Here is a 14,440-nt window from a genome sequence, read left to right as displayed (position 1 = left end):
AAATTAATCTGTCTGCAACTAAATATATACGAAGTATTCGTAGTTTTGTAAAAACTTAAAAACGATCAGTATGAAAAAGTACTTGTTATACCTTAGTATGGCTCTTGTAGCAATGATGGTTTCTTCTTGTGGTGGGAAGAAAGGTGTATTTACTCCCACTTCCAGTGGTCGTGCGTATGAAATTCTTGTGGTTGTTAACCCCCAGTTATGGGAAGCTCCTGCCGGAAGAGCCTTATTTGATGTACTGGATACCGATGTACCCGGACTGCCTCAGTCAGAACGCTCTTTTCGTATCATGTATACCGATCCGCGCAACTATGACACTACGCTTAAATTGATTCGTAATATTATCATTGTCGATGTGCAGGATATCTATACCAAAGCTACCTTTAAGTATGCCAGAGATGTGTATGCTGCTCCACAACTTATTCTTACCATTCAAGCACCCAACGATGCCGAATTTGAGAAATTTGTAACCGATAATAAGCAGACCATCATCGATTTCTTTACCCGTGCCGAAATGAATCGTCAAATCAGCCAATTGGAAAAGAAGCACAATGATTATGTGTCTACGAAAGTCAATAGTATATTTGATTCGGATATATGGGTACCAGCCGAATTGACGAATGCTAAAGAAGGCGAAAATTTCTTCTGGGCAGGTACCAATACGGCTACTGCCGACCAGAATATGGTGATCTACTCATATCCTTATACCGATAAAGATACATTTACGAAAGAATACTTTGTGCATAAACGCGATTCGGTAATGAAAGCCAATATTCCCGGTTCAAAAGAAGGTATGTATATGATGACCGACTCGTTGCGTACGGATGTGCGTCCGATTAATGTGCAAGGTGATTATACACTCGAGGCTCGCGGACTATGGCGTATGAAGAATGATTTCATGGGAGGTCCGTTTGTTTCGCATACACGCTTGGATAAAGCGAACAATCGTATCATTACTGCCGAAGTTTTTGTATATTCGCCCGATAAAATGAAACGCAACTTGATACGCATGATGGAGGCATCGCTGTACACATTGAAATTGCCCAATGAGAAGGCGCAAACAGAGATTCCGCTTGGCGTAACCAAGGAAGCAGATAAAAAATAAATAACCAATATGGAAAATAGCAAAATAAGGATTGGTATCACTCAGGGAGATATCAATGGGGTTGGGTATGAGGTTATATTGAAAACCTTTTCGGATCCTGTGATGTTCGAACTGTGCACCCCCATTATCTATGGTTCGCCAAAGGTGGCAGCTTATCACCGTAAATCACTCGATTTACCCACTAACTTTAGTATTGTGAACTCTGCCTCGGAGGCAGGTGACGATAAGCTGAGTGTGGTTAATTGTACCGACGATGAGGTGAAAGTGGAGTTTGCCAAAGCCGATCCGGAGGCAGGAAAAGCTGCTCTAGGTGCTTTGGAAAGAGCCATTGAAGAGTACAAAGCGGGGCTGATCGACGTGATTGTTACGGCACCGATCAATAAACACACCATCCAGTCCGAAGGATTTTCATTTCCGGGTCATACGGAATATATTGAAGAAAAACTGGGCAATGGTTCCAAATCGCTCATGATTCTGATGAAAGATGATTTTAGAGTGGCTTTGGTAACCGGGCATATTCCTGTAAGCGAAATTGCTTCTTCCATAACCAAGGAACTTATCAAAGAAAAATTGGCGATTTTCAACCGTTCGTTGAAGTTTGATTTTGGAATTGGTGCTCCTCGTATTGCTGTACTGGCATTGAATCCTCATGCGGGAGACGAAGGACTGTTGGGTAAAGAGGAACAGACAATCATTGTACCGGCTATCGAAGAGATGACGGCACAGGGAGTATTGTGCTACGGACCGTATCCCGCCGATGGTTTCATGGGAGCAGGCAACTATATGCACTTTGATGGTGTGTTGGCTATGTATCATGATCAGGGCTTGGCACCTTTTAAAGCATTGGCAATGGATGAAGGTGTGAATTATACAGCCGGTCTTCCGGTTATACGTACCTCTCCGGCTCATGGAACAGCCTATGATATTGCGGGAACAGGAGCAGCCTGTGAGGACTCTTTCCGTCAGGCTGTTTATGTGGCAATCGATGTTTATCGTAATCGTCTTTTCGAAAAGGCGGCTCATGCCAACCCGTTGAGAAAACAGTACTACGAAAAGCGTGACGATAGCGATAAACTTAAGCTAGATACGGTTGAGGACGCATAATGTCTGGGAAAATTCTTCTCATTTAGCTTGTGCTATTGAAAGCTTTTTGTAATTTTGTCATAGATTTAGTACGATCATGACAAAAGCGGAAATTCAACAAGTAAAACTAAGGTTCGGTATTATCGGTAATACCGAAACCTTATCTCGTGCCATTGATGTAGCTATTCAGGTGGCACCTACCGACTTGTCTGTGCTAATAACCGGAGAGAGTGGAGTTGGAAAAGAGAGTTTTCCCCAGATTATCCATCAATATAGTCGCCGCAAGCATGGACAGTACATTGCTGTGAACTGCGGAGCTATTCCGGAAGGAACGATTGACTCGGAACTATTCGGTCATGAAAAGGGTGCATTTACCGGAGCCATAGGCGAACGTAAAGGTTACTTTGGAGAGGCCGATAAAGGAACTATCTTTTTAGATGAGGTAGGAGAGTTGCCTTTGCCCACACAAGCGCGTCTGTTGCGTGTGCTTGAAAGCGGAGAGTTTATCAAAGTAGGCTCATCGAAGGTGCAGAAAACAGATGTACGTATTGTGGCTGCTACGAACGTTAATCTGATGCAGGCTATCGCCGAAGGACGTTTCCGCGAGGATTTGTATTACCGTCTCAATACAGTACCCATACAGATACCGGCTTTGCGTGAGCGTGGCGAGGATGTTTTGCTGCTGTTCAGAAAATTTGCATCGGACTTTGCCGAGAAGTACCGTATGCCTTCTATTCAACTGACCGAAGATGCGAAGCGAGTATTACTGGCTTATTCCTGGCCGGGCAATGTGCGCCAACTTAAAAATATCACAGAGCAAATATCGATCATTGAGACCAACAGAGAGATTAATGCAGCCATTCTTCAAACCTATATCCCCGAGCAGAACACGCAGCGTTTGCCTGCTTTGATGTTTGGCTCCAAGGAACGGAAGAGCTTTGAGAGTGAACGCGAAATACTCTATTCGGTGCTTTTTGATATGCGTCAGGAAGTAGCTGAACTGAAGAAGATGGTTCACAACTTAATGGCCGAAAAAAAGGGAGTACCTGCTTCGCCTCCTGCCAATTATTATGGTAATGTGACACCGGTGGTTGGACCGGCATCTACCTCATCGGTTGTGCCTACTATTATTCATGCGGTGAAAGCACCTTCTCCGGTCGACGACGATATACAGGATACTGAGGAGTATGTGGAAGAGTCACTATCGCTCGATGATCTCGAAAAAGAGATGATACGTAAAGCACTTGAGAAGCATCACGGGAAGCGAAAGAGTGCGGCTAAAGATCTGAATATATCGGAACGTACCCTATACAGAAAAATAAAAGAATATGGATTGGATTAAAAAAATAATACGTGTAGGCCTATTGGCAGTTTTGCCGGTAGTGATCATTGCCTGTACTGTTTCTTATAAGTTTAATGGGGCATCGATTAATTATGATAAGGTGAAAACCATTTCGATCGAGAACTTCCCTATTAAATCGGAATATGTATATGCCCCCCTGGCTACTCGGTTTAATGAAGATTTGAAAGATATCTTTGTGCGGCAAACCCGCTTGCAACTTGTTAAAGGTAATGCCGATTTGGAAATAGACGGAGAAATAACCGGATACAGCCAATATAACCAATCGGTACAGGGAGATGGATATGCTTCCGAAACGAAGTTAACCCTAACAGTTAACGTGCGTTTTGTAAACAATACCAACCATGAAGAAGACTTTGAACAACAGTTCTCTGCTTTTCGTGTTTACCCCTCTACGCAGCTACTATCTGCTGTGCAGGACACTTATATCGCCGAAATGTCTAAAGAGATTGCCGATCAAATTTTTAACGCAACTGTGGCAAACTGGGAATGACTTCTGCTAACCTTCAACAATGGATTCAGCACCCTGAGACGCTCAATAAGGAAACTTTGTACGAACTACGTACATGCGTTACCCGTTATCCCTATTTTCAATCGGCTCGTCTGCTTTATCTGAAAAATCTCTTTTTGCTTCACGACATTACCTTCGGATCCGAACTACGAAAAACTACACTGTACGTAGCCGACCGTAGAGCTCTGTTCTATCTTATCGAAGGAGATAAGCATTCATTGCAAGTGCCGCACGGTGCGAAACCTGCTTTTATAGAAGAGAAAGAGGAGGAGCCGGGCTTTGATCGGACACTTTCTTTGATTGACGCTTTTCTGGCCACTGTTCCCGAAGAACTATCACAACAAATCAGTCTGGATTATACGACCGATTACACGTCATATCTTTTACAGAGTGATGAAGTAGATGAGTCGGACGAAACGACACCCTCTCCGAAACTACGCGGACAGGAACTGATCGACGGCTTCATAGAAAAAAGCGACAATGAATTGGTTTCTATGCGAATGAAATCGGTCGAAACGGAGGAACTGCCATCTGTAACCATCCATGAAGCAACTGTCGAAGAGTCATCATCGGATGTTGTCCATCTAGAAGAAGATGAAGATGATAGCTGTTTTACAGAAACTTTAGCTAAAATATACGTCAAACAGCAACGATATTCCAAAGCTCTTGAAATTATTAAAAAATTAAGTTTGAAATATCCAAAAAAAAATGGTTACTTTGCAGACCAAATAAGATTTTTGGAGAAATTGATTATTAACGCTAAATCAAAATAATAAAATGTACGTATTATTAATTGTCTTAATGGTTATTGCAGCCATATTGATGTGTTTCATCGTATTGATTCAGAACTCTAAAGGAGGAGGTCTTTCATCGGGATTTTCATCATCGAATGCAATTATGGGTGTGCGCAAAACTACTGACTTCTTAGAAAAGACAACTTGGGGACTGGCTATATTTATGGTCGTGATGAGCATTGCTGCCGCTTATGTGGTTCCTACTGCTTCTAAAACACAAGATGTCATTATGGAGCAAGCTCAACAAGAAGAAGCAACTAACCCCTACAACATGCCTTCGGGTACAGCTGCACCGGCTGCTGAAACAGCTCCTGCTGCAACTGATTCTGCTGCGAATTAATATGCTACTTCTATTTACTGGAATAGTATAAAGGCTATGGCTGCAACTCTTTGTAACAAAGGTTTGCAGCCATAGTTGTTTAACACGAACTTTTATAACTATATTTTATATGATAAACAAAACTATGAGAGAGTCAGCCTTTTTGAGATGGACTGCGCTGATTCTGATTGCATCGATGATGTTTTTTGCGTATATGTTTGTAGACGTGCTATCCCCTCTTCAAACCATGCTCGAAACACAGCGCGGCTGGACGGCTGATACCTATGGTACATTTGCCAGCTCTGAGTACTTCCTGAATGTATTTGCCTTTTTCTTAATCTTTGCAGGTATTATTCTGGATAAGCTGGGAGTTCGTTTTACCGGAATTCTTTCGGGAGCGATTATGGTGATAGGTGGTGGTATTAAGCTCTATGCCATCAGCTCTTTCTTTGGTCCGGGCAATATCATTTACGACTTTCTGGACTCTTTCTGGGTATCGTTTCCTCCTACTGCTAAGTTGGCATCTATTGGTTTTGCTATTTTTGGTTGTGGCGTCGAAATGGCAGGTATCACCGTATCTAAATCGATCGTTAAATGGTTTCGTGGCAAAGAGATGGCTTTGGCTATGGGGCTCGAGATGGCTATTGCGCGTTTGGGAGTCTTTGCTGTGTTTCGTTTATCGCCTTACTTCGCTTCATTGGGCTCCGAGGATATTGTACGCCCTGTAGCTATTTGTGCAGGTTTGCTATGCATCGGTTTATTGTCTTTTATTGTTTACTCTTTAATGGATAAAAAACTCGATAAGCAACTGGGTGGCGAAGCCAATCAAGAGGAAGAAGAACCCTTTAAAATCAGCGATTTGGGTATCTTATTCACCAGCAAGCCATTTTTAATTGTGGCATTCTTGTGCGTATTGTATTATTCGGCTATATTCCCCTTTCAGAAGTTTGCAACCAGCATGCTCGAAAACCGTTTAGGAATGCCTACCAGCGATGCTTCGGCTCTGTTCTCTTGGTTCCCTATTGGTGCAATGGTGCTTACACCGTTGCTGGGTTGGTTCCTCGATAAGAGGGGCAAGGGAGCTTCGATGTTGATACTGGGCTCTGTTTTGGTATTTGCTTGCCACATGGTGTTTGCTATCTATCCGATGGGAAATAATACGGCTAGTTTGGTGGTAGCCTATGCTGCCATTATTGTATTGGGCGTATCCTTTTCACTGGTACCGGCTGCTTTGTGGCCGTCTGTTCCGAAATTGGTCGAAGAGCGTTATTTGGGTTCAGCTTATTCTGTTATCTTCTGGATTCAGAATATTGGTTTGTTTGCATTCCCCAACATCATCGGTAAGGTATTGGTTTGGGCCAATCCCGATGTAACCGATGGCCGTTACGATTATACCCTGTCTATGTTGGTGTTTGCCAGCTTAGGTATTCTGGCCTTTTTATTAGGTATCTGGCTCAAAGCCGAAGATAAGAAACACCACTACGGTCTTGAACAACCCAATATCAAAGACTGATTAAGCAAACTGTCATGAAAGAAAAGACCAATTTATTGGATGTTATACCTTTCCGCAGTGCACATATTACAACCGAGAAGGAAGGCGATTGCATAGTCATCGCCTTTCCTCGGTTTAAGTATGCATGGATGCGTCGCTTTTTATTGCCCAAAGGGATGTCTGCCGATATCCATGTAAAGCTCGAGAAGCATGGGACAGCTATTTGGGAGCTGATCGATGGCAAACGTACGGTACGGGAGATTATAGAAAAACTCGTAGCCCACTTCCCGGAAGAAGTCAACTACGAGTCTCGTATTATTACGTATATGTATCAGCTACAGAAAGATCATTTTATCCAATTTGCGGTGGGTTGCTAATTAGATTTAGCTAACGGTGATCGGGTGTTTTTAATTCTCCTCTTCTCTGTCTACCTTGATTAATCCACCGGTAACGGGATTGAAGCTAACCTTGGTTGTTGCTTTTTTATTGAATAGTGCCGGAGCTAAATACTCTATTGTTCCGAACTGAGTAACCGGAAGTTCGTCTTCAAATAATTTTGTTTTTCCTTCTGTTAATGTAACCAATGCTTTGCCGGGTACATTGTAAGCAATGCCTTCTACTTTCTTCTTTCCATCTTCTTGCGGCACGTTCAGAGTCTTTACATCTTTTAAACTAATGTAGACCGGCACACCTGCCAGATCGTTGTTGGCAACTACGCCCAACTTTTTTGAGAAACGAAAAGCAACTTCGTCTGTCAGTTCTTTGGCAGGGTCTATCCGGATCGTGAATATTTTCTCTTCTTTGTTTTTGACGCCCGAGAACATCTCCGTCATGGCAGTCTCTTGCTCGTCGAGGCTATTGAGCATTAGCTTTAGTTGCTCGCCGTCTTTGGGCATATTTTCCGCCTGTCCGCGTACCAATGCATTTTTACTTTCGCGGATGTTATAAATTTCTTTGGCAATCAGTTCGGCCATCTTTGCCGAGGAGTTTGCCATTAAGATCTCTTCTGTGAGAAAGTCGCGTGCATTTACTTTCTTTTTAGCCACTATAGGGGTAGGTGCCGGGGTTGCTTTTTTAGGACCGAGCGGCATGTTGATGGATTTAATAATCCCGTCTTCCGTCAATTCAATAAGCGGTGCCACGGTTCTATCTTTCATTTTAACGAAGTAAACATTCTCGCTATCGGGCACACCTACCGATTTGGCTTTGACGCTCACCAACTCCCAGTACTCTTCCGGGTCGGCCGATACATTATTCAGTCGCAGATAGCGATCTGCATATTTACTGAACTCACCCGGTGTATAGTTTACTTTATTGGCTTTTACTTCCACTTCAATCTGAGTCTTTGGAAGTGCATACGTCACCCCGAAATCTTTACCACGAGTGACTCCGGTTAGAACCTCTGTTTGCGCAGAAGCTACCGATGTAATCATCAGTAACCCTGTTAATATCATTAATTTCTTCATATTCTGTTCTTTAATAAGTGGTTTCGACTAACAAAAGTAATAAACTTATTCGAGAGTTCATACCCTCTTAACCTTTATTCGCTTACCAAGCGCCAAGCCATGGGCAAAGATTCGATAATATCGCTTGCCGTGAGGCCGATCATGCCTTGTTTCTTTCTGGCAAAATCTCCTGCCAGTCCATGCACGTAAGTACCGATCAATGCGGCATGTTCATCACTGTATCCTTGCGCTAACAAGGCTAATAAGACACCTGTCAATACATCTCCACTACCTCCTGTGGCCATACCCGGGTTTCCGGTGGGGTTGAAGAAACATTTGCCTGTCGGGGTAATAATGGCCGAATAGGCTCCCTTTAATATAATGTGTACTCTGGCTGTACGTGCCAGCTCGCAGGCTTTCTGAAGGCGATCATACGAATCCTGACATTTGCCAACGAGGCGCTCCAGCTCTTTGGGGTGAGGTGTTAGGATCGAGCCTTTGGGTAAATGATTCAATGCATGACGATGGTTGGCGAGTATGTTCAGTGCATCGGCATCGACTACCAAAGGAGCTTGGCACCGGGTGAGCTGTTCCAGCAAAGCTGCTTCGGTTTCTGTTTCTTTGCCTAAGCCGGGGCCGATACCGATAGCCATGTAATTGTCTGTTTCGGTGGCATGCGTAAAATAGAATTCGTGTCTGTCTACCTCAACGATAGCTTCGGGTACGGCTGTTTGCAGAATGTTATTGTTTACAAAAGGAGCATGTACAGTCAGCAGTCCTACGCCGGAGCGAAGGCAAGCCTTGGCTGCCAATACCGATGCACCTGCCATGCCTTGCGAACCGGCTATCAGTAAAGCATGACCGAAGTCTCCTTTGTGGGCAAACTTCTTGCGCGGAAGGATGAGTGTTTTCACCTTTTCGCCTTCCAGCATTTCGTAGCTGGTAGCTATCTCTTCGATGCCTTCTTCGTTGAGTTGAATATCGAGCAAATGCCATTGGCCTACATACTCTGCATTCTCGGCAAAGAGAAAAGCCAGTTTGGGAAATTGCAGGCTGAACGTGACGTCTGCTTTGATAATGTGTGCTTTTATGTTAAACGTGTTATCCTCGGTCATCAGTCCCGAAGGGATATCGATAGATACCACCGTGGCAGCCGATGCGTTGATGAACTTAACTACTGCTGCAAAACCACCGCTCAACGGTTTGTTGAGTCCCGAGCCGAACAGACCGTCGATAACCAAATGGTCGACAGTTAGCGCAGGAGGAACAAACTGAGTGCTGATTTCATGAAACACTACCTCATCCATGATCTCCAACAACTCTTTATTGGCTTTGCAGTCGGCAGACAGGTCGCCTTTGGGATTGAACAGATAAACCTCTACGTTGTATTCCCGCTCCGCCATCATACGAGCTACAGCGAGTGCGTCTCCACCGTTATTGCCCGGTCCGGCAAAGACGGTGATGGGTGTTTCCTTTTCCCAACCTTCGCAAATAGCCTCTGTGAGTGCTTGTGCTGCCCGCTCCATCAAGTCGAACGAGCTGATGGGTTCGTGTTCGATCGTATATGCATCTAACTTTTTGATGCTGTTACCAGAAAATATCTTCATGTCAACTTTGTATTATTCAATTTTCTGCAAAATTACAAATAATGGTTCAGATATCTCTTTATTCTCCCTTTATTTGCCACACATAGTCGTTGGTTTTTGCCAAATATCAATAACTGTTTTCAGAAAAATAGAGCAGATGGGGTGAAAGAGTGGAATAAAAGTCGTATTTTTGCATCCAACTTTTTTAAAAACATCGGTTATGGATACCATTCAGATAAAAGATAAACAGTTTTCTGTTTCCATCAGAGAACAAGAAATACTCACACAAGTGATTCGCGTTGCGAACGAAATCAATCGGGATTTGGCCGATAAAAACCCACTGTTCCTCAGTGTATTGAACGGTTCGTTTATGTTCACTTCCGACTTGATGAAACACATTACCATCCCTTGCGAATTATCCTTTGTGAAGTTGGCATCTTACCAAGGTATTTCATCGACCGGAGCCATAAAGGAGGTCATCGGCATCAATGAAGAGATTGTGGGACGCACCATCGTTATCATCGAAGATATCGTCGACACAGGACTCACCATGCAACGTTTGCTTGAGACCTTGGGTACTCGCGGCCCCGAAACCATTCACATTGCCTCGTTGCTGGTTAAACCCGAGAAGCTGAAAGTAAAATTGGATATTAAGTACGTAGCGATGGAAATTCCCAACGATTTCATTGTCGGTTACGGATTGGATTATGATGGCTTTGGCCGCAACTATCCCGATATTTATACTGTAGTAGATTAAACATAAAATATAAGCTACCCTCGCGGGTAAGAAGTAACTAGTTAAATTATAATAGAAAAGATGTTGAACATTGTAATTTTTGGTGCTCCCGGTTCAGGAAAAGGGACACAAAGCGAACGTATTGTAGAAAAGTATGGTATTAATCACATCTCGACAGGAGATGTACTTCGTGCTGAGATCAAGAACAACACGGAATTAGGTAAAACAGCCAAAGGATACATCGATCAGGGACAATTGATCCCCGATTCATTGATGATCGACATCTTGGCAAGCGTTTTCGATAGCTTTCAAGACAGCAAGGGAGTTATTTTTGATGGTTTCCCCAGAACTATTCCACAAGCTGAGGCGTTGAAGGTAATGTTGAAGGAGCGCGGACAGGACATCTCTGTAATGCTCGATCTTGATGTGCCCGAGGAAGAGTTGATGACTCGCCTCATCAAGCGCGGACAAGAGTCCGGTCGTGCCGATGACAACGAAGAGACCATCAAAAAACGTTTGGTAGTATATAACACACAAACTTCACCTTTGAAGGAGTTCTACAAAGGCGAAGGAAAGTATAAGCATATCCAGGGGCTGGGCACGATGGACGGTATCTTTGCCGACATTTGCAAGGCAATTGGTTAATTAAATGAATGAATTATGGCTGAATCGAATTTTGTTGACTACGTAAAGATATACTGTCGCTCCGGAAAGGGCGGAAGAGGCTCTACGCACATGAGGCGCGAGAAATATGTTGCTAATGGCGGCCCTGATGGGGGCGATGGCGGAAGAGGAGGCCATATCATTTTGCGCGGTAACCGTAACTACTGGACACTGCTTCACTTGAAGTTCGACCGCCATGCCATGGCCGGTCACGGAGAGTCGGGCGGTAAGGCTCGTAGCTTTGGTAAAGACGGCGCGGATAAAATCATCGAAGTTCCCTGCGGAACCGTTGTCTATAACGCCGAAACAGGTGAATACATTTGCGACGTTACCGAAGACGGACAAGAGGTTATGCTGCTCAAGGGCGGTCGCGGCGGACAAGGCAATACGCACTTCAAAACAGCGACCCGTCAGGCTCCACGCTTTGCCCAACCGGGCGAACCGATGCAGGAGATGACGGTGATCATGGAGCTGAAGCTGCTGGCCGATGTCGGACTCGTAGGTTTCCCCAATGCGGGCAAGTCTACCTTGCTCTCGGCTGTGTCGGCTGCCAAACCCAAAATCGCAGACTACCCCTTTACTACACTCGAACCCAACTTGGGCATTGTGTCCTATCGCGACGGGAAATCGTTCGTAATGGCCGATATCCCCGGTATTATCGAGGGCGCAAGCGAGGGCAAAGGGCTCGGACTTCGTTTCTTGCGTCATATCGAACGTAACTCTTTGTTGCTGTTCATGGTGCCTGCCGATAGCGACGACATCCGCAAGGAGTACGATATTCTGCTCAACGAGCTGGCTACCTTTAACCCAGAGATGCTCGACAAGCAGCGCGTATTGGCGATCACCAAATGCGATATGCTCGATCAGGAGTTGATGGATGAAATTGAACCCACGCTGCCCGATGGCGTGCCCCATGTGTTCATCTCTTCCATTACCGGTTTGGGTATCCCGACGTTGAAAGATATGCTTTGGGAGGAGCTGAACAAAGAGAGCAATAAGATCGAAAGCATTGTACATCGTCCCAAGGATGTAAGCTACCTCAAACAGGAGCTTAGAGAAATGGGCGAGGACGGAGAGATTATCTTCGAAACCGGCAACGACGATGATGACGATGACTTTGAATACGAATACGAAGAAGAGGATTTCGACGAAAAATGATTCCACTTACAGTAGATAACAGGATGTTGGCATACGAGTCGTTCGGCTCGTGCGCCAACATTTCTCATTTTGTCACCACCCGTATGGGTGGATGTGGAGAGGGTGCTTACGGTACCTTCAACTGCTCGCCCTATTGTGGCGACGATCCTGCCACTGTGGAGCACAACCGTCAACGGCTGATCGAGGCGTTGCCGCAAGCACCGCGCGAGTTCATCATCCCCCGGCAAACCCACGGTACAGAGGTGCGCATCATCGATGAGGCCTTTCAGGCTGCCGACGCAACTACCCGGAAAGCTCTCCTGCATGGAGTCGATGCTGTGGTGACCCGTTTGCCCGGCTACTGCCTTTGCATCTCAACGGCCGACTGTATTCCCCTTTTGCTCTACGACAAACGCAGGCAAGTCATTGCCGCCATACATGCCGGCTGGCGCGGAACGGTGAACCGCATCGTTGCCCATACCCTCGAGCAGATGCAAATACACTTCGGTACGCAGGGAGCAGATGTGTGGGCGTGTATCGGTCCCGGTATTTCACCGGCATCGTTCGAAGTAGGCGAGGAGGTGTACGATACCTTTCTCCGCAACGGATTCAATATGCAGACCCTCTCTCTGCGCAATGCTCAAACCGGAAAGCCGCACATCGACCTGTGGGAAGCGAACCGCTTGGCATTGCTCGACTTTGGTGTTCCTGCCCCGCAGATAGAAACGGCAGGTATCTGCACCTATATTCATCACGAACAATTCTTCTCGGCGCGAAGGTTGGGCATTCAGTCCGGTCGCATCCTGTCGGGAATCATGATTCATTAGCCTATGTTTACCATTACCCTTTCGGAAGAGATCAAACAGGCTTGTCCCGGTTTTGCCGGAGTAGCCGTTTATGCACACGTACAGAACACGTCTTTCTGCCCCGGACTGTGGCAAGAGATCGACTCCTTTACGGCCGAGTTGACTGCTGCTACTTGTCTGGACGATATAAAACACCAACCTGCCATTGCTGCTACGCGCGAAGCTTATAAACGGTGCGGCAAAGACCCCGGACGCTATCGCCCTTCGGCCGAAGCCTTGCGTCGTAGATTGCTACGGGGTATTCCGTTGTATCAGATTGATACGCTGGTCGATCTGATTAATTTGGTGTCGTTGCGTACAGGCTATTCCATCGGCGGATTCGATGCTGATAAGATAACGGGCAACAGCCTCGAACTCGGCATCGGGCGAGCTGCCGAACCCTTTGAGGGCATCGGGCGGGGAGTGTTGAATATCGAAGGGCTTCCCGTCTATCGCGATGCGTTGGGCGGTATCGGTACACCCACCAGCGACAACGAGCGCACGAAGATGGGACTGGAAACCTCGCATATTCTCGCGTTGGTCAACGGATATAGCGGCGAGAAAGGACTCTCCGAAGCAGCCCACATGATACAAACCTTACTGAAAAACTATACCGGTTCGGATGGAGGAGAACTGCTCTTCTTCCCGTAACGGCAAGCAGCCCCTTCATATAAGCAAGCGCTTAACGAACGGCAAGCAATCACTCAACGAACCACAAACCATCACTTAACGAATATACCATGAAACATTACTACCTTCTCTTTCTCCTTTGCTGTGTATCGCTTACAGTTGCGGCACAAAGCAAGCCTACCTTTACGGGGCGCGAAACAATCGATATTAAAGTACCCACCCCGGGACTCTTTGCCAGCGGCAACAAACTGGTGTGGAACCTCGACTCTGTTGCTAAGGCGGGTTATGCCTTCCCGTTGCCCGGTGCCAAGGTGATATCGGGCTACGGCACTCACCAACGCCGAAGCCACAGCGGGGTCGATATCAAGACCTGTGCCAAAGATACCATTCGCTGTGCTTTTGATGGGGTGGTGCGGTTGTCCAAAGCCTACGGAGGCTACGGCAATGTAGTCGTTGTGCGTCATGGCAACGGACTCGAAACCATTTACAGCCATAACTTTACTAATTTCGTGAAGGTAGGAGATCAATTAAAAGCCGGTCAACCCATCGGACTGACCGGACGTACGGGACGCGCCACTACCGAGCATCTGCATTTCGAGACGCGTGTCAACGGACAGCACTTCAACCCCAATCTTATTTTCGATATGAAAGCAGGCAAGCTTCTCAACGGTACGGTGAAGTGCGTAAAGAAAGGTGCCTCTGTATTGGTTAAGAAACCCACCCAATAA

General features: G+C 45.7%; 16 protein-coding genes. 14 read left to right on the top strand and 2 right to left on the bottom strand.

Annotated elements, in window-relative coordinates; translation table 11 throughout:
- The first annotated feature begins 70 nt into the window (after nucleotides 1-70).
- From TY03_RS06545 to TY03_RS06510, 8 genes are all read left to right on the top strand, one after another.
- Complete coding sequence (locus tag TY03_RS06545; protein ID WP_042368401.1) at nucleotides 71-1,111, top strand: DUF4837 family protein; 1,041 nt, start codon at nucleotides 71-73, stop codon at nucleotides 1,109-1,111.
- 9 nt (nucleotides 1,112-1,120) lie between these two features.
- Entirely contained in the window at nucleotides 1,121-2,215 is a 1,095-nt protein-coding gene (pdxA, locus tag TY03_RS06540; RefSeq protein ID WP_042368400.1) for a 4-hydroxythreonine-4-phosphate dehydrogenase PdxA, read from the top strand.
- 76 nt (nucleotides 2,216-2,291) lie between these two features.
- Nucleotides 2,292-3,536, top strand: a complete 1,245-nt coding sequence (locus tag TY03_RS06535) for a sigma-54 interaction domain-containing protein (protein ID WP_042368397.1) — start codon at nucleotides 2,292-2,294, stop codon at nucleotides 3,534-3,536.
- Nucleotides 3,523-4,047 carry an LPS assembly lipoprotein LptE gene (lptE, locus tag TY03_RS06530; protein WP_042368396.1) on the top strand — a complete coding sequence of 175 codons (525 nt, stop codon included), beginning with the start codon at nucleotides 3,523-3,525 and terminating at the stop codon, nucleotides 4,045-4,047. Before TY03_RS06535 ends, lptE begins: the two co-directional genes overlap by 14 nt.
- A complete protein-coding gene (locus TY03_RS06525; protein ID WP_042368393.1) occupies nucleotides 4,044-4,838 on the top strand; it encodes a hypothetical protein in 795 nt (264 codons plus the stop codon). Before lptE ends, TY03_RS06525 begins: the two co-directional genes overlap by 4 nt.
- Before the next feature lie 4 nt (nucleotides 4,839-4,842).
- A complete protein-coding gene (gene secG / locus TY03_RS06520; RefSeq protein ID WP_042368391.1) occupies nucleotides 4,843-5,199 on the top strand; it encodes a preprotein translocase subunit SecG in 357 nt (118 codons plus the stop codon).
- A gap of 100 nt (nucleotides 5,200-5,299) precedes the next feature.
- A complete protein-coding gene (locus TY03_RS06515) occupies nucleotides 5,300-6,691 on the top strand; it encodes an MFS transporter (RefSeq protein WP_148335591.1) in 1,392 nt (463 codons plus the stop codon).
- A gap of 14 nt (nucleotides 6,692-6,705) precedes the next feature.
- Nucleotides 6,706-7,047, top strand: a complete 342-nt coding sequence (locus TY03_RS06510; protein WP_042368389.1) for a PqqD family peptide modification chaperone — start codon at nucleotides 6,706-6,708, stop codon at nucleotides 7,045-7,047.
- Between the two features lie 30 nt (nucleotides 7,048-7,077).
- On the opposite strand, the gene TY03_RS06505 is transcribed toward TY03_RS06510, so the two are convergent.
- Together TY03_RS06505 and TY03_RS06500 are read right to left on the bottom strand one after the other, a co-directional pair.
- Nucleotides 7,078-8,136, bottom strand: coding sequence for a DUF4831 family protein (locus TY03_RS06505; RefSeq protein WP_042368387.1), 1,059 nt, complete (start codon nucleotides 8,134-8,136; stop codon nucleotides 7,078-7,080).
- A gap of 74 nt (nucleotides 8,137-8,210) precedes the next feature.
- Nucleotides 8,211-9,722 (bottom strand): bifunctional ADP-dependent NAD(P)H-hydrate dehydratase/NAD(P)H-hydrate epimerase, encoded by a 1,512-nt coding sequence (locus TY03_RS06500; protein ID WP_042368386.1) that lies wholly within the window; start codon nucleotides 9,720-9,722, stop codon nucleotides 8,211-8,213.
- A 199-nt stretch (nucleotides 9,723-9,921) separates the two neighbouring features.
- Between TY03_RS06500 and hpt the strand changes: the two genes are divergently transcribed.
- The 6 genes from hpt (at nucleotide 9,922) to TY03_RS06470 (ending at nucleotide 14,440) form a co-directional block, all read left to right on the top strand.
- Nucleotides 9,922-10,458, top strand: a complete 537-nt coding sequence (hpt, locus tag TY03_RS06495; protein WP_042368385.1) for a hypoxanthine phosphoribosyltransferase — start codon at nucleotides 9,922-9,924, stop codon at nucleotides 10,456-10,458.
- A gap of 60 nt (nucleotides 10,459-10,518) precedes the next feature.
- Nucleotides 10,519-11,082, top strand: a complete 564-nt coding sequence (locus TY03_RS06490; protein WP_042368383.1) for an adenylate kinase — start codon at nucleotides 10,519-10,521, stop codon at nucleotides 11,080-11,082.
- Between the two features lie 15 nt (nucleotides 11,083-11,097).
- On the top strand, nucleotides 11,098-12,258 hold the full coding sequence (gene obgE, locus TY03_RS06485) for a GTPase ObgE (protein ID WP_042368381.1): 1,161 nt from the start codon (nucleotides 11,098-11,100) through the stop codon (nucleotides 12,256-12,258).
- The gene (gene pgeF, locus TY03_RS06480; RefSeq protein ID WP_042368379.1) at nucleotides 12,255-13,064 is read left to right on the top strand and encodes a peptidoglycan editing factor PgeF; all 810 of its coding nucleotides are present in this window, start codon (nucleotides 12,255-12,257) and stop codon (nucleotides 13,062-13,064) included. The genes obgE and pgeF overlap by 4 nt, the downstream gene beginning before the upstream one ends.
- Before the next feature lie 3 nt (nucleotides 13,065-13,067).
- On the top strand, nucleotides 13,068-13,733 hold the full coding sequence (locus tag TY03_RS06475; RefSeq protein WP_042368377.1) for a B3/B4 domain-containing protein: 666 nt from the start codon (nucleotides 13,068-13,070) through the stop codon (nucleotides 13,731-13,733).
- Between the two features lie 89 nt (nucleotides 13,734-13,822).
- Entirely contained in the window at nucleotides 13,823-14,440 is a 618-nt protein-coding gene (locus tag TY03_RS06470) for a M23 family metallopeptidase (RefSeq protein ID WP_042368375.1), read from the top strand.

Source organism: Bacteroides neonati (genome assembly GCF_000499785.1).
GTDB classification, from domain to species: Bacteria; Bacteroidota; Bacteroidia; order Bacteroidales; family Bacteroidaceae; genus Bacteroides; species Bacteroides neonati.
This window is presented reverse-complemented; position numbering and strand designations above follow the sequence as displayed.